Annotated in this window: 8 protein-coding genes; 4 read left to right on the forward strand and 4 right to left on the reverse strand. The window is 53.3% G+C overall.

The genetic code is table 11. The features are described from left to right. The first annotated feature begins 71 nt into the window (after positions 1–71). From C7B82_RS25695 to C7B82_RS25705, 3 genes are all read left to right on the forward strand, one after another. On the forward strand, positions 72–1,649 hold the full coding sequence (locus C7B82_RS25695) for a DUF11 domain-containing protein (RefSeq protein ID WP_245940092.1): 1,578 nt from the start codon (positions 72–74) through the stop codon (positions 1,647–1,649). Beyond that, positions 1,646–5,332, forward strand: coding sequence for a hypothetical protein (locus tag C7B82_RS25700; protein WP_106259609.1), 3,687 nt, complete (start codon positions 1,646–1,648; stop codon positions 5,330–5,332). Before C7B82_RS25695 ends, C7B82_RS25700 begins: the two co-directional genes overlap by 4 nt. Positions 5,333–5,660: 328 nt before the next feature. After that, complete coding sequence (locus C7B82_RS25705; protein ID WP_181357687.1) at positions 5,661–9,119, forward strand: beta strand repeat-containing protein; 3,459 nt, start codon at positions 5,661–5,663, stop codon at positions 9,117–9,119. Positions 9,120–9,430: 311 nt separating this feature from the next. On the opposite strand, the gene C7B82_RS25710 is transcribed toward C7B82_RS25705, so the two are convergent. Both C7B82_RS25710 and C7B82_RS25715 read right to left on the reverse strand, forming a co-directional pair. Then, positions 9,431–9,706 (reverse strand): hypothetical protein, encoded by a 276-nt coding sequence (locus C7B82_RS25710; RefSeq protein WP_106259611.1) that lies wholly within the window; start codon positions 9,704–9,706, stop codon positions 9,431–9,433. 189 nt (positions 9,707–9,895) lie between these two features. Then, a complete protein-coding gene (locus C7B82_RS25715; RefSeq protein WP_106259612.1) occupies positions 9,896–12,094 on the reverse strand; it encodes a DEAD/DEAH box helicase in 2,199 nt (732 codons plus the stop codon). A 421-nt stretch (positions 12,095–12,515) separates the two neighbouring features. Here C7B82_RS25715 and C7B82_RS25720 point away from each other — a divergent pair, with 421 nt between their 5' ends. Further along, on the forward strand, positions 12,516–12,785 hold the full coding sequence (locus tag C7B82_RS25720; RefSeq protein WP_106259613.1) for a GlsB/YeaQ/YmgE family stress response membrane protein: 270 nt from the start codon (positions 12,516–12,518) through the stop codon (positions 12,783–12,785). Positions 12,786–12,938: 153 nt separating this feature from the next. On the opposite strand, the gene C7B82_RS25725 is transcribed toward C7B82_RS25720, so the two are convergent. Both C7B82_RS25725 and C7B82_RS25730 read right to left on the reverse strand, forming a co-directional pair. Then, positions 12,939–14,267, reverse strand: a complete 1,329-nt coding sequence (locus tag C7B82_RS25725; RefSeq protein ID WP_106259678.1) for an ATP-binding protein — start codon at positions 14,265–14,267, stop codon at positions 12,939–12,941. Between the two features lie 365 nt (positions 14,268–14,632). After that, positions 14,633–16,573 carry a PA14 domain-containing protein gene (locus C7B82_RS25730; RefSeq protein WP_181357689.1) on the reverse strand — a complete coding sequence of 647 codons (1,941 nt, stop codon included), beginning with the start codon at positions 16,571–16,573 and terminating at the stop codon, positions 14,633–14,635. Between the last annotated feature and the right edge of the window lie 289 nt (positions 16,574–16,862).

Raw genomic sequence — 16,862 nt, forward strand, 5'->3', positions numbered from 1 at the left:
AATTTTGGCTCGCGGAAAGCACTCTTTTGTGGTTCCGACAGAGCTTTTATGCATGCTTTTTGGATGCACCGATGTCACATCAGACTTTTCCCAGATCTTTAAAACAGTTGGCAGCCACGCTGTTACTCAGTAGTATGCTGCCGACGACGATGGCGCAGGCGCAAACTCCGACACCTGCGGCGGCAAGCGCTATACCGAGTGTTCGGCTACAAAATACAGCATCTTACCAGTACGACGCGATTAATCAACCGCTGTGCGATCCGCAAACGGGCAATAGCCAGAACTGCGGTTTGACTCAGTCGGTTCAGATTTTGAACGTGACGAACCAGATTGGGGGCGCGTTTACGCCAAGCCTGGTTGACCCTTTGGGGCGCATTGTGGGCTGTGCCGGAGAGGCGTTAAGTGATTACACCGGGTTCAGCATTGCGCTGTATGCCTCTGACACAGGAGACCCGACTGGCGTCAATCTGGGACGACTCCTTTCGTTGACACCAACAGAGGTGCCGGACAAGCCAGGCAACGGGATTCCAGAAGGTCAGGCACCCAACACCGAAAACAGCAATCCATTCTCGCTCACTAATAGCGATCGCGGCACTTACAACTTCCTGCTTGACCCGCAGAAAGGGCAGCTAGATTCGGGACGCTCCTACGTTCTGGTGGTCAATCCGCCACGCAATTCGATTTACGCTCAGCGACGGTTTCGCTTAACGATCGGGGCACGCAATGGCAATCAGGTTGCTTACACGGCAACGGCGATCGATGGCAGACCGATTAACAGCGGCAGCAATGAAACCTCCGTCACCAGCACCATTACGATTCAGGATGCTGCACAAACCAGCCTGGTGCTTGCCGCGCTCAACTTTGGGGCTGGAGTTTGTCAGGCACAGGAGATTCAGATTATCAAAACGGGCGATCGGGCAACGGCAGAACCAGGCGATACCGTCATCTACCGTCTCTTGATCAGAAACCTCTCCAGTGCTGCCATCAACAGTTTGACCGTTACTGACACGCTTCCGCTGGGCTTCCGCTTTTTACCGAAAGCAGTACGAGGCGATTTTCGTGGCACTGCCGTTCCGATTACAACGACGCAGAGTGGCTCTACCGTTACGTTCAGCATTGGTACTGCCCTACCACAGGGCGCAACCGACCCCAGTGCTGTCATGAACATTGCTTACGCAGCTGTAGTGACACCAGATGCAGTGCGCGGCAAGGGACGGAATAGCGCGATCGTCTTCGGGAAGCGAGCCGATAACGGCTTTGGTGTGAAAGACGGCCCAGCCATTCACCAGCTTCGGCTTCGCTCTGGCATCATCACCGACTGCGGCACCATCATCGGGCGCGTGTTTGTAGATAAAAACTTCGATGGCGAACAGCAGCCTGGAGAAGCAGGAGTACCCAACGCGGTCATCTTCATGGATGACGGGAACCGTATCACCACTGATAAAGACGGTCTGTACTCGGTTGCCAATGTGCTGCCAGGATACCGCACGGGTGTCCTCGATCTGAGCAGCATTCTGGGCTACACCCTGGCTCCCAATCTTTACTTCAACGAACGCAATAGCCAGTCCCGCCTGGTGCATTTAGAACCCAACGGCATGGTGCGGATGAACTTTGCTGTCACTCCTTCTGCTGGGGGAGCTAAACCATGAAAGCGCAGAAACGTTACCTGAACTCTTATTTACTCTGGCTGTCACTGACCACTGAATTGCTGTTATTGTTCTGGCTCAAGACACCAGCGAAGGCAGTTACTCCCGCCACAGAAAGGCCATCTGCCACAACTGCTCAAGTACTTACAGACAATACGCCAGGAAGTGAACTTGTTAGCCCTCAACCATCAGTAGCACCCAGTCCGGTTGTTCAATTAGCTCCGATCGCTGCCCCTGAAATCATTCCATCCATTTCAACACTGCAGCCATCCCCGTCTGCCTCCCCTGCCTCCCTGGCTCCCAGTGAAGTCCGGATTTTGACACCGATTGCTCAAACCCTCCTGGATGTCCCCGCTGCCACTGTGGTTTTGCAATATCCCCAGGGCAGCCAAATTGAACTGAAAGTCAATGGTGCGAAAGTATCCGACAGCCTGATCGGACGCACAGAGACAGACAAAACGACTGGTATTGTGACGCAGATCTGGTATGGGGTGGCACTGAAAGAGGGCGAAAACACTCTGAGTGCACAAGCTGTAAGTAATGGCGTGGCGGGCGCGCTGGCGACCGTGCAGGTACAGGTGCGTGGTGATGTGAAACAGATTGCCATTAGTTCTGTTGAAACAAGGATTCCGGCGGATGGGCGATCGACTGCCACGATTCAAGGGCAACTGCTGGATGACAAAGGCAACCATTCAAATCGGGATGAGATCGTCACGCTGATAGCCTCCGAAGGTGAATTTGTGGGCGCAGATGCCAGTCCCGATCAGCCGGGATTTCAGGTGAAGGCAATGCAGGGGCAGTTTACTGCGTCGTTGCGCTCTAGCCTAAATGCCAGAACAGTCAATATCCGGGCGCTATCTGGAAGCCTGGAAGCCTTTACCCAACTCCTGTTTGAAACCAACCTGCGTCCATCGATCGCCACTGGCGTCATCGATATTCGCTTCGGCAAACGGGGCACTAATTTTTACGATAGCTTCCGAGGTTTTCTACCCGCCGATCGCAACAACCGCTATGAGTTAGATGTGCGGGGAGCCGTGTTTGCCACCGGGAAAATTGGCGAATGGCTATTCACCGGGGCTTACAACAGCAACCGTAACCTGAACCAGACTTGTGACGGCACCACGCGCCTGTTCCGCGATACCCAGTCCTGTGATCAGGTTTATCCCACCTATGGCGACAATTCCCAGTCCACGATCCTGGCTCCATCTACCGATAGTCTCTATTTGCGACTGGAGCGGACTTCGCCTGTGCTCGGTGCTGGCATTGACTATGCCATGTGGGGCGACTACAACACCGAGGAGTTTGCGCGGCGATCGCAGGAGTTCACCGCTATTACCCGCCAACTGCATGGCTTGAAGGTCAACTACAATCTTGGCAACCTGCAACTGACAGGCTTTTACGGCAACAACGTGCAGGGCTTTCAGCGCGACACGATCGCTCCCGATGGCACCAGTGGCTTTTACTTTATGTCGCGTCGCTTGCTGGTCGAAGGCAGTGAAAATGTGTTCCTGGAACTGGAAGAGTTGAATCGTCTGGGAACAGTGATTGAACGTAAATCTCTCAGTCGGGGGCCAGATTACGAGATTGACTACGATCGCGGCACCTTGTTGTTCCGTCAGCCTGTTTTGCGAACCGCTATCGGCAGCGATGGCGAAACACTAGTGCGTCGGATTGTCGTCACCTACCAGTACGATACGCCCGGTTCCAACAACAGCATTTATGCCGGACGAGCCGTTTATCATCTCGCACGGGAGCAGAACCGGGAAAGCTGGATTGGCGCAACCTACTTAAAAGAAGACCAGGGCAACCGCGATTTTGAACTGTACGGTGCCGATGCCTTCATTTCTTTGGGTTCCAGTGCTCGTCTGATTGCCGAATACGCCCACTCCAGCAACCTCTCTGACACACTGGGTCGGGTCAGCGGTGCAGCCTACCGGGCAGAACTGGAAGGAGACATTGCCAATGGCATTCATGGACGTGCCTATTTCCGCTCTGCCGAAACCGGGTTTGCTAATAACGCGACGGTAAGCTTTGTGGCAGGTCAAACCCGTTATGGTGCCCAGCTCGCTGCCAAGCTCTCCCCCATCACAGCACTCCGCTTTCAGTACGATCATGAAGATAACAAAGGGATTGCACCACGTCCGCTGAATACGCTGGAAGACTTGCTGACACCCCGACTAGAAGCGGTGCCTGGTTCTAGAGTAGACAACTCGCTGACCACCATTGCGGCGGGAGTGGTGCAGAAGCTGGAATCGGCGGAACTGGCGATCGACTGGTTCCACCGCGATCGCTCCGATCGCACAAACTCCGTCTTCAACACCACCTCTGACCAGTTGCGATCTCGCCTCACCATTCCGCTCAACTCCCGCCTGACCTTTCTGGCACAAAACGAAACTACACTGTCGGCTCAGACTGATGCGGTGTATAACGATCGCACCCTGCTGGCTCTGAACTGGCAGGCAATGCCCGGTATCAACCTTCAACTGGCGCAGCAGTTTTACACACGAGGACAGTTTGCTGGACAGTCCATTACCAGCTTGGGTGTGGCTGGAGACTATAAGCTCGGTGCCAATACTACTTTGAGCGGACGGCTCTCGTTGCTCAGAAGCTCTGATGCGATGACCATGTATGGAACAGCGGGCATCAGCCACCAGATCGTCCTGGCACGCGGTCTGAAGATGGATCTGGCGTATGAGCATGTGTTTGGCAGCTTTTCGGGCAGAACGGCTGCCGGAAGCCAATTTGCTCAACCCTTTGCCCCTGGTCAGTCGAGCGCATCGATCGGACTGCAATCTGGCGACACCTACAGCGTTGGCATCGCCTATACCGATAATCCTGACTTCCAGGCAAGCGCCCGGTTTGAACACCGCACGTCCTCACAGGGGAACAATACGGTGATTTCTGCTGCCGCTACGGGCAAAATTTCCCCCTCCTTAACAGCTTTGGTGCGCTATCAGCAAGCCAACGCTGCTAACCAAAAGCTCACTGGGCTGGGCGACACCGCCACGTTAAAGCTGGGTCTGGCCTACCGCGATCCTAACGATGATAAGTTCAATGCCCTGCTGCGCTATGAGTACCGCAAAAATCCTTCTACCATCCCCGACACCATTCTGTTTGGTACGGGCACTGGCTCCGTTGATCATGTCCTTGCAGCAGAAGCGATCTATGCCCCTAACTGGCGCTGGGAGTTCTATGGCAAATTTGCCCTCCGAAGCAGCACGTCTTATCTGGCAGATGATTTCGTAAATACGGGACTTGTCACTCTCGGTCAGGCACGCGCCACCTACCGCCTTGGCTACAAGTGGGATCTCGTCGGTGAAGCTCGCTGGATCAATCAGCCTGGAGTCGGTTACAGCGAAACAGGTCTGGTTGCAGAAGTGGGCTATTATCTGACCCCAAATCTACGTCTTGCGGCAGGCTATATGTTTGGCAGAGTGGGCGATCGCGACTTCGACGGCAACTCCCGCTCCTCTGGTGGTCCCTACCTCGGTGTCACCATCAAACTCAACGAACTCTTCAATGGCTTCGGTCAACAGCGTATTGCTCCACCCCAGAAGCAACCCTCAACATCCATCACTACGACTTCTTCTCACCCACTGTCCTCATCTCTTTTATCCCCCACTCCTGTTCCTGAAATACCCTTCCCTGGCAGCGTTTCATCTGCTGCCACCCTCCTGAATCCATAAGTCAGTGCAATCACTACCCATCCCCGGTACGGCATCTCAGAACCGGCAATGAATGCTGTGGTGCTTGAATTAAAAATTAAAAATTAAACATGCAAAAAACTGGAATTCTTAAAACAATACCTTCGCCAACCTGCTGCCCGGAAGGGCAAAGCATTCGTAAAAATCTTGGGACACTAACCGAAGCGATTAGCCGAATGCTTTGCCCCTACAGGTGGTTTTTTTGCACAAATTATTTTGTTTTTTTTGGCGAAGGTATCGTTAAAAGCGTAATCCTTTACTGACAAATATTTCAATGTTGCCCTGCCCTAAATCCTTTGTGAGAGAACCCATGAGTCGTGTGAAATCGCGATCGCTGCTGAAATGGATGCGGCGAGATTTGTCTAGAGCAATGCCCCAACTTGCCGGTCTTGTGACCGGTTGCGCACTGGTTTCCTACGCCCCGGCGGTACTGGCAAATGCTGCGATCAACAAGTTCTTTTCTCCTATCAGTGTCAATCCGGGGGATGTCTCAACCTTGACGGTAGTGCTTTACAACAGCAACACAACGCCTCTGACTGCGGCAGCGGTGACCGATAATTTGCCAGTGGGCATGACGATTGCGCCGAATCCGAATATTACCAATACCTGCGGTGGCAGTGTCGGGGCGATCGCAGGCAGCACAAACGCATCCCTTACGGGTGGCACTGTCCCTGGTCGTACGGGGTTTGTGGATGGCAGTTGCCAGTTTACGGTCGATGTTGTTTCCGTTGTTTCCGGCAACTCGGTCAACACCATTCCAGCCAATGCGTTGACCACCGCCCAAGGACAGACCAGCCCTCAAGCAGCTAGCGCCACCCTGCAAGTCAAAACGCTGAGCGCGATTTCGGCCAGCAAAGCCTTTGCACCCAATACGATTCCAGTCGCAGGGGTTTCCAGACTGACGATTACGCTGAACAACGGCAATGCTATCAATGTTCCGGGCACCGCCTTGACCGATAATTTGCCAGCCGGAGTCACGCTAGCAGCAACCCCCAGCCCAACCACGACCTGCGGCGGCACCGTCACTGCTGTACCGGGTGCATTCAGTGTGTCGCTGGCAGGTGGCAACATTCCTGCTAGCGGCAACTGCCAAGTGACGGTTTTAGTCACGGCATCCAGTGCCGCTTCTTTCACCAACAGTGTCCCCGCCGGAGCCATCACCAATAGCCGTGGTATCACGAATACGAGCGCCTTTACCGCCACGCTCAATGCCCAGGCAGATGCCCCCATTTCCAAGAGCTTCAGCCCAACGTCGATCTTCCAGGGGCAACCCTCAACCCTGACTATTACCATCAACAATGCCCAGTTCATCGCGTTGACCAATGCGGCTGTCACTGATAGCCTCCCCGCTGGACTACAAATTGCCAACCCGCCCACGGCTTCAACGACTTGCACAGGTGGAACGGTCAGCGCTACTGCGGCTGGAACCAGCGTGTCGCTTAGTGGTGCGACTATTCCCGCCGCCTCAACCCCAGTTGGCGGTACTTCTAGCCGTGGTGTCTGTACGTTTCGGTTTAACGTCACTAACGTCACAGGTGTGACGGGTACTCGGACTAACACCATTCCAGCCAGTGCCCTGACCAACACTCAAAATGTGACGAACATCGCAGCGGCAACTGCCAATCTGACAATCAATGCATTGGCAGGTGGGGGCAGCGGAATGACCCTGTCCAAGAGCTTTGGTACAACGGCGATCGCGCCGGGTGCCACATCAGTACTCACCATTCAGATCACCAATAACGCTGGAGTGGCTGTCTCCAGCCTGGGCGTGACCGATAATTTACCAACGGGTGTAGTTCTTGCTGCTACTCCCAGCGCTTCCACAACCTGTAGCGGCGGATCAGTGACGGCACCTGCGGGCGGTGGGGCGATCGTGCTATCCGGTGCCTCCTTGAACAGCGGCAGCAATTGCCGAGTCACAGTCACCGTGACCGGAAACACCCCTGGAGTGTATGGCAACACCATCCCCGCTGGTGGCATCACCACCGCCCAGGGCAACTCCAACGCATCTGCCGCTACAGCCAATCTCACTATCCTGGATGTGGTCAGTGTTTCTAAAGCATTTTTCCCCAGCACCATCGTGCCGGGAGGCAGAAGTCGCCTCACTCTGACCCTGAGCAACGCCCTCACCACCGCGATCACCAATGCCGCGATTACCGATAACCTCCCAACGGGTGCCCAGGTGGTCACCGTTGCATCGTCGCCCAATCCCACCACTACCTGCGGTGGCACAGTCACGGCGAATGCCGGTGGCGGCTCTGTGCGTCTAACGGGGGGCACCATTCCTGCCCAGGTTGGTGCAGTTCCTGGCATCTGTACGGTATCCGTCGATGTGACTTCCCCCAACACGGGCACATCCACCAACACCATCTCAGCCAATACCCTAACCAACGATCAGGGGCGCACCAATTTCCAGACGAGCACAGCGACCCTGACCAAGACCAACATGACGGTGAACTTGAATAAGGCGATCAGCCCGGTGGCGATCCAGGGCGGTGATCCAGCCGTATTGACCGTCACCATTACGAACCCAAATGCTGCTCCCCTCAGCAGTTTACGGTTTGTGGACAACATGCCTGCCGGGATGGTTGTGGCGGCGGTTCCCAATGCCACCACAACCTGTAGCGGTGGTAGTGTCTCAGCAACGCCGAATGGGACAAGTTTTACGGTCACTGGAGTCAGCCTGACCGCTGGACAGACCTGCACTGTTTCCGTGAATATCACCAACTTGGTCGCAGGCAATACGATTAACACGATCCCTGCCAATGGCGTCACCACTCAGGAGGGCGCAACGAACGCCAGCGCCGCCAGCGCAACCCTCACAACCTTGGCATCTGCTGCCCTGAGTAAGGCATTCACCCCCAATTCAATTTCGGCAGGTACGGTGGCAACATTGACCATCAACGTCTTGAATGCCAATCTGTTCCCCCTCACCAATGCCGCTCTGACGGACAATTTGCCCGCTGGTTTAACGATCGCCCCAACCGCCAATGCCTCAACCACCTGTGCTGGTGGCACCGTTACCGCCACATCGGGTGCCACGTCCGTCGCCCTCAGTGGCGCAACGGTACCAGCGAATGGGCTTTGCTCCGTGACGGTCAGCGTCAAAGCTTCAGTCTCCGGCACTTATACCAACACTCTGGCTGCTGGCACCCTCAGCACCAACGAAGGCATTACGAATCCCAAACCCACCTCGGATGTACTGACTGTGATTGCGGATGTACCTGCCTTAGTTCTGGTCAAGCGGATTACAGCCATTAATACGGTTAACGTTCCTACTTCGGTAGATGATCCCGGTTCCACCAATGACAATGCTGCCAATTGGCCCACGCCATTAGATGCTAGCAGCAACATCAGCACCTATCTGCGGGGTGCCTTGAATGGGGGAGTCGTGAGACCGGGGGATGTACTGGAGTACACGATCTATTTCCTCTCGGCAGGTAGCGTCCCTTCCACAAATATCAACCTATGTGATCTAGTTCCCACCAACAGCACCTTTGTGCCCAATTCTTTTAGTGGTGCCCCAGAATCGGGTATTAACCTGACGATCGGTGCTACGTCAACCAACCTGACTAACGTGCCTGACAGCGACGAAGGACAGTTCTTCAACCCTGGTGCCACTCCTTCGGTTTCCTGTGCGGCTGCCAATACCAACGGAGCGGTGGTCGTAAACGTGGTTAAGAGTCCAGCGAATTTGCCCAACGCCACTGCACCGGGTACGCCGACCAACTCCTATGGCTTTATTCGCTTTCGCGCCAGGGTGAACTGATACCAATTCGCTCAATTCCATTTACACACCCTCGTAGGGGCGTACGGCCGTACGCCCCTACGGACGGTCATCTGCAAGTGCTATCTTCTGGCATTAGTATGATTGGGACTGATCGAGTTCACTAGCAATACACCTAGAGCTTATGCAACTGCTAGAGTTCGCCCCCTAGCCCCCAAAGTTGGGGGAACCGCACTCATTTAAAGCTCCCAGAATTGGGTGGGGGCACATGCGTCAGTCCTAATGCCTACTGTTTCTTGCGTCAACTGCCCGATGGCGATCGCGCTTGCAAGTTAAGGTTTGCCTACGCAGTTTCACCCTATGTGGGTTTCTCGCTGCCCGGTGAGCTGCTGCCAAAGATAGTTCAAGGACTGGTTCACGACAAGTTTCTCTTCGATAGAGCAGTCTAGCTTGTCGATCAAGGGGGCAACGGATGTAGCTCCTACTGCCGTCATGCCGTAGTTGATGAGCACGGTCTGGTACAACTGATCACGGTATGCTTTCACGGGGTTACAACCGCAAGCAAGCTGCTGGAGGTAGTCATGGTCAGACATGCCCAAATCGACGATGATCGGTTGCTCTTCTGGCATAGCGGTATCGCGTAACGGTACAAGCGTGAGCGTTGACTAATCACTGCGTGAAGCGATCGCGGATTAGCCAAGCGATCGAACGTTCAAATCAGTCTAACCTTCAGAACGAGAAATGGCTCGAAACCGGATTAAAGCTCACACTTATACATCTATCTAAAGGTGTAATATGGCAAAAATCTGATACAGTGACTACCAATCACTCACCGTTCTGCCTAAGTCTTCGATATCGAGTTGATCGGCTGCAAACGCGCGACGAAGTAGATCGGAAGGGATGAACTCGTCGTACTTTTGCAGTTTGGGTACTTCCTCTTCGCCTAGCAACTCGTCTGCGGTGAGACGACGACTGCCGATCGATTTGATCTCGTGATAGAGGCTGACGGTATTGCATTTGCCCATGTTGACCACCAGGAAGTACGGCGATCGCCCGACCACGCCCTTAATTTTTAGCGCCTCTCGACAGTGCAACCGTAAAAACCGCTCCAGGGTGCGAACGGCGATCGTGCCTGCCCAGGGCAAAATGCAGCAGGCGTTCCCTTCTAGCGGAAAGAGGCGACTGCTCTCAAACCCTTCTTTCTGCGCGAGTTGACGAGCCGCCGCTAAACGCGCTTTGGCACCAGGTTGCAGGTAGAGATAGTCCGTGTCTTCTAGCAATGCCTGCCGCATGCGCTCTAAAACGCGCGTGTGAATATTGCCGCTGCTCCCACGCCAGGAAACCGTCGAGGTGCCGATCGCGGGTTTGACTTGAAGTACTTTGCGGCGATTGTTGACTTCGGTGACTTCCCAGACGCGTCCAGCCAGTGCAAGGCGATCACCGATGGCAGGCGGCACGACCACGGTGCCCAACTCTACCCCATCGCTCCAAACGGCGTATTCTTCGTTGTCGGGGAAGATGGCATAGAACTTAAAGTTTTTGACAATCCGCTCAGCGGTCATCCCAACAATGAGTCCGTTTTCCTTGGTGCGTTGAATGTGGTCTAGCTCGATCCAGTGGCGTAGCACCTGGCGAAAATCGTCCTGTGAGATCGAGCGAAAGGGTGGCAGCGTGAGAACCTGTTGTGCGAGGGCAGCGGGAGACAGTTCACCCAGAGCGACGAGCGTGCTCATGGTTTGCTGATATAGCAGGCTGAATGGGTAGTGTAACGGTGCGATCGGCTCGATCCACTTTTCCTCTAAATAAAGCTGAATGACTGCAATGCACTGAAGCAGTTGCCACGGAATGAGCTCGGGCAACGATTCACCACCTGTCGGTTTGTCTTCAGCGCAGACAAACCGCATGTCGGCTGGACTGCCTCGCCGACCCGATCGCCCCAGCCTTTGTAAAAAGCTCGCCACCGATGGCGGGGCTTCTAGCTGAATCACGCGATCGAGTTGTCCTAAGTCGATGCCCATCTCAAACGTGACGGTTGCCGCCGTCACAGTGGGGCTGGTTGGGTCACGCATGGCGTTTTCGGCAGCTTCTCGGAGCGGTGCTGCAATGCTGCCGTGGTGGACGTGATACACGTCAGGAAAGCCTTTAGCCTGGGCAATTTGCCGTAGAGAAGCAATCACAGTTTCTGTTTCGGTGCGTCCGTTGGCAAAGATCAGACACTTGCGGGATTGGCTCTGCTCGAATAAATGGCGCTGATAGGGGTTGAAAGCCGCGTCTCGTGTATCGCCTTTCGCCCGCACAGTGAGGCTGGATGTGTAGAAATGCTCCAACGCCAGTTGAATGGTGCGCGGCGCAGCCGGTAGATGAGGGGTTGTGACGGAGCGCTGTGTGCCCGATCTCAACCAGTCTTCTGCCATGCCGTAGTCGCCCAGCGTGGCCGATAGCCCGATGCGTCGCGGGTGGTTTTGCGTTAATTGAGCCAGCCGGGACAGCTGACAGAGAATTTGAGCCCCGCGATCGGAGCCAATGAAGGCATGAATTTCGTCAATAATGACAAAGCGGAGTTCGCCAAATAAGCGCTCCAGCTCGTTGTGTTTATTAATCAGCAGGCTTTCTAGCGATTCAGGCGTAATTTGTAAAATGCCTCTGGGATGCTTCAGCAACTTGTTTTTGTGGCTTTGCACCACGTCGCCATGCCATGCCCAAACGGGGATGTCTGCTTGCTTAAGCAGGTCGGTGAGGCGATCGAACTGATCATTAATAAGCGCTTTGATGGGGCCAATGTAGAGTGCACCCACGCTGCTTGGCGGACGATCGTGCAAGAGGGTCAGCACCGGCAGAAAAGCCGCTTCGGTTTTGCCTGATGCCGTTCCAGCTGCGATTAACAGATGTGTATCAGTTTCGAACAGCACTCGACAGGCTTCTACCTGCACAGGACGCAGATCTGCCCAACCCTGGCTATAAATGTATTCCTGGATGAAGGGAGCGAGACGGTGATAAGGAGAGGTTAGATCAGGCACTGCAAACTGCCTCTAATAATCGTTAAATTTGTCTTACGAAACACACGATCTGGGCCACGATCACCATGTGTCAAAATGCAAAAATAATCGTTACATTGTGTAGACTTCTAAGCGTTGGTTCTAGCTCCTACGCCTGTTACCCAAGACAGATTTAATTAAACTTAGCATCTACCTTGAGAAAGATTTCGCTAACGATGTCATCCTCACGACATTGCTATTGATGGGTTTTTGCTGCTGTTATAACGCTGCTGTGTCGCTCACGACTCCAGCTTTGTAAGGTGCATTGTTATCAAGGCGTTGTTTTTCCTAGTTCCGATAAAATTTGGGTTGCGTGAGCGGTATAATTTACATGATTGTGTTTTTAGTAGTATCAATCATTACTACTAAACTGTTGTTTTTAGGTTTTTAGGAGAGTTGAATTATGAATCTTATTGCGTGGATTGTTCTTGGTTTGATTGCTGGCGCGATCGCAAAGGCGATTTATCCTGGTACTCAAGGTGGCGGTCTTCTGGCAACGCTGGTCTTAGGTGTCGTTGGTGCCTTCATTGGTGGTACCTTGTTTACCCTCTTGACGACAGGAACGTTTGCTCTGGCTGCGCCAGGTTTTAGCATTGGCGGCATTGTCGTAGCGATTCTGGGTGCGATCGTTGCGATCTTCCTGTGGGGCTTGATTACCCGTCGCGCTGCTTAGAGAACGGCATCGTTGCATATAGGGACGAAGCATCTGACCAGTCAAAGCCTGCTCGCCAGATGCTTCGTCCCTATAATTTTTGGCATTGACCATCACTTCACGTTGTTTCAGTGAGTACACGTCAGCCTGAACGAAGGCGAACCGCTCGTCCAATTACACTGTAAATTCAGCGAACTCGCTGGTTTCATCGATCGACTCATCTTTGTGAGCTTTCGATGGTTGAAAGGTTGAACTTTGCATCACTTGGCTGAGCGTCATTTTAGGATTCTGCTGCAAAACGCTCAAGACACCCATAAAGTCGCGCACTACTTCGCCGGGAGTCAGCAAAGCTTCTGCGCCGACTCGGCTAGTGACTGCCCCTAAAAAGTCCTGAAGCTCTCGCTCTGTGAGTCGTTGCTTGCCATTGTGATGGGTCGCGTGAATTTCTGAGAGGCGCTGCAAGAGCCCCAGAATGTCTTCCTTGCTCAACGGCTCTAGCCAGATCGCTGGCCCCGAAACATCCTCCGCACTAACGTTGACAAAGCGACTTTTGGCGGTGCGACGCTGCCAGGCTGGGTCACTATAAAGTCCGCGACGTGGATCTTCTAAAAGCTGGGGTGTGCCGCCGATAATGGTGCCCAAGTGGCTAACTCTGCCTTGCATGGCATCGTTGAACATTGCCAGCAGTTTGTCGTAATTATTTTGACGCGCGATCGTGGTGTTGATTTTGTATAGGTGAATGGCCTCGTCCAGGAAGATGAGCAAGCCTTTGTAGCCAATATCAGCGACGAAGCGGGCAAAAAGTTTGATGTAGTCGTACCAGGTGTCGTCGTCGATAATTACCCGTACACCGAGTGCTGCCCGTGCTTCTGTCTTGGTAGCAAATTCGCCGCGTAGCCAGCGTAACGCGGCTGTTTTCTTGCTGTCATCGTCTGTGCGATAGCCCGACCAGTAAGTAATGATGACGTTGGCAAATTCAAAGCCATTGACCAGATCGGCAACATCTTTCACAACTTCGCGAATTTTGGCTTCTACCTGACCGTCAAAGCCATCGTCGTTCGGCTTTTTCCCGGTTTCCTGGGCAACCTGGGTTTGGATGCCTGCGATCCAACGCTCCAAAATAATGGTGAGTGCACCACCGTCAGGACGGCTTTTCGTCGCCAGGTTGTGCATTAATTCGCGATAGGTAGCAACGCTAGAGCCGCTGCTGCCGGCTAAACGACGTTCGGGGGTGAGGTCCGCATCAGCCACGACAAAACCTTGTTCCATCGCATAGTTGCGGAGCAATTGCAGGGTAAAGCTCTTACCAGCTCCGTAACGACCCACAACGAACCGAAAGGCTGCCCCACCTTCGGCAATATTGTCGAGGTCTTGCATCAGGGCTAGGACTTCCCGTTCACGCCCAACGGCGATATGTTCTAGCCCTACACGTGGCACAACGCCAGCGCTGAGGGCATTGATGAGCGCTGTTGAGACTCGTTTAGAAAGTTTGGATGGAGACATGGGCGTTTCTTCGTTCACTCAGTGCCAGGTTCATTTGTACCAGGACGATCGCTTATTCACCATAGTAAGACCTGAAAGGCAATACTCTGCGCCCAGTTGCAGGATTCATCAAGTCAGCTTCACCAGAAATTTCTGATGAGGTTGGGAATCGACAGCGTCATTTCTCATGTCAGACGGTTTAAACGCCTTTAACCCCCGCTTCGAAAAGCGAGAGTTAGCTGCAAGAGCATTAAGGGTTTAAGGCGCTTTCTTGTAAACAAAGTACCCGTACGGGCAGGTTTGACCACAAGGTTAACGGCTAGAGGACAAGACTCTGGCAAAACCTGCCCGTACCCAACGGTAAATTTTTTCTTGGAATTTCCTTACTAAACAGGGGTCAGTGCTGTAGCAGCCGGAAGACTGGCTGTAGCTGCGGCTGCGGCTGTGACTGGGGCTGACAGTTTCACAACTAAGGGTGCATCTGTGACGTTGAGCGTAAGTTGAGTGGGTGACGCATAGGCTGCGACTGGGGCGATCGATTGACTGGGTGCATACGTGGTTGCCTGCCCTAACGCCGTGTTGAAGTTTAACGTCACGCTTTGGCTAACCGATTGATCGGTACTGGGCACTTCAACCCAAAGTACCAGGTAGAACTCGCCGTTGCTCTTCTGTAGCAGCGTGTGGTGTACGTTTTGAGCTGTGCCGCCGATCGAGTAATTGAGTGCTCCTAGTGGGGTTGGTGTAGTAACAACTGGCGTGGTTACGGTTGCAGCGGGTTGAGGATCGTTGAGCAAGCCAATCAAATTTTTCAGCACTGTGTAGGCTGGCTTGGGCGTGCCATCGCTACGGATCAGACCATAGTTGTTTTCGCTGTTGTTTGGATCAGCCTTCTGATCAATCAACTCATACGAGAAGGTGCGGGGTACGCCCAGATTGAAGCTCTCTAAAAAGAGACGGGGAATATATTTGCCCTGGACAGCTTCTGTAACGGGTCGATCGGATGTGGCACTGCCAGTCGAATAACCCACTTCGGTTGCAATCAGCGGTTTGGTGCCAAAGGCCTGCGATCGCAAAGCATAGTCTTTCGCCAGACTACCGTCACCTGGATTTTTGGGGTTGTTGTATGGGTGGAAGTTGCCATAGTCTACCCACTGGCTCAAGTCGCCCACGGCGCTAGTAGAGGTGGAGTAAACAAACGATGGCCCGATGATGGGGATTTTGGCCGTTGCGGGGTCTGACTTGAGCGCTATGTAAACATCGCGTGTAAAGTCACGCACATAGCTAATCCAGCCGTTGCCTGTGACGGGTTGCCCATTACGGCTATAGGCAAAAATGCTGGAGAACAGGTCAAATTCATTCAGGATTTCGACTGCCTCAACTCCAGTCGCCACGAGATTTTTGACAAAGTTGGCGACGGTATAGCCAGGCGGTTTGATGTCGTAGGAGGCATCCGGCCCAATGCCAATATTGGGGTCAAGCACCAACGTGGACTTAATCCCTAAACTCCCTAACTCATTAATGCGCTGAATCCAGGTTGGGTCGCTGCCGCCATCGCGAATATGGCGAACACCGAGATCGAGCAAACTTTGTTTGATGAACGGATAATTACCATACGCGGTGTCGTAGTAGCGAATGTGGGTGTTAATGCCGATCGAATCCACAAACGCATTAGCACTTTTGGCGGGTTCACCCGTTGCAAACGCGAGCGTGCTAATACCCTGAAACAGTTGGCTAGCGGGAACGATCTCTTTCGCCTGTGTGGGGCTAGACCACAGCAATTGCGATGTCGCGCCGCCCGTACTGTCGTAGTACTCCAGCTTGATATCGTAGGCTTGTCCTGCTGCAAGGGTGATCGCGCCACTGTTTTCTATGAGGTCGTGATCAGTCCAGTTATCAATCAACAGTTGACCATTGACCCATAACCGAATGCCGTCATCCGATCGGGTGTAAAACGTATAGGCTTCAGAATATTTGGGCTGTACCTGCCCCGTCCAACGCACAGCAAAGTTATCGGCTGGTACGATCGAGTTGGGTGCATTCGTTCCCCATGTGAAATTGACGTTCGGATCAATTTGCGACCATTTGAGATTGGTAAAATCTTTGCCTTGATAATACTGCGCGCGTAACCCCAATTGGTTAACCGCAGGAGCCGCGATCGGTGTCGTGGCAGCAGCGCTGGTAGGGGTGCTGCTAGACGTTAGGCTGCTATTAAGATTAGCCGAGTTGCCAATTTGTGTGGTGAGGGTGGAAGCGGCGACTGGATTGGCACTGACATTTGTATTCAGAGCAGAGCTGCTTGGCACAGCTACGACGGTTGAATCTGCCACTGGTATTTTCCCTAGTAAACGAACTTGACGTCAATGAGCCTTTCAAATAGCGGCAGACTGGACAACTAGAACCAGAATTGCCATCTGTATTGAGTAGCTACTACGGAATGAGCTGTTTGCTGGGAACACACGAATTTGACTTGAAGGCATCTGCAAACGAAATTTGACTAACGGTCATCAGAGCAAGGTATTGAAACGGGCGATCAAATGGTTCCTCTTGAACCTCACTACTCTCTCAACACGAGAATCATTACCTGCGATAGCCGCGACTAATATGTATCACGAGTTT

Source organism: Stenomitos frigidus ULC18, from assembly GCF_003003795.1.
GTDB classification, from domain to species: domain Bacteria; phylum Cyanobacteriota; class Cyanobacteriia; order Leptolyngbyales; family Leptolyngbyaceae; genus Stenomitos; species Stenomitos frigidus_A.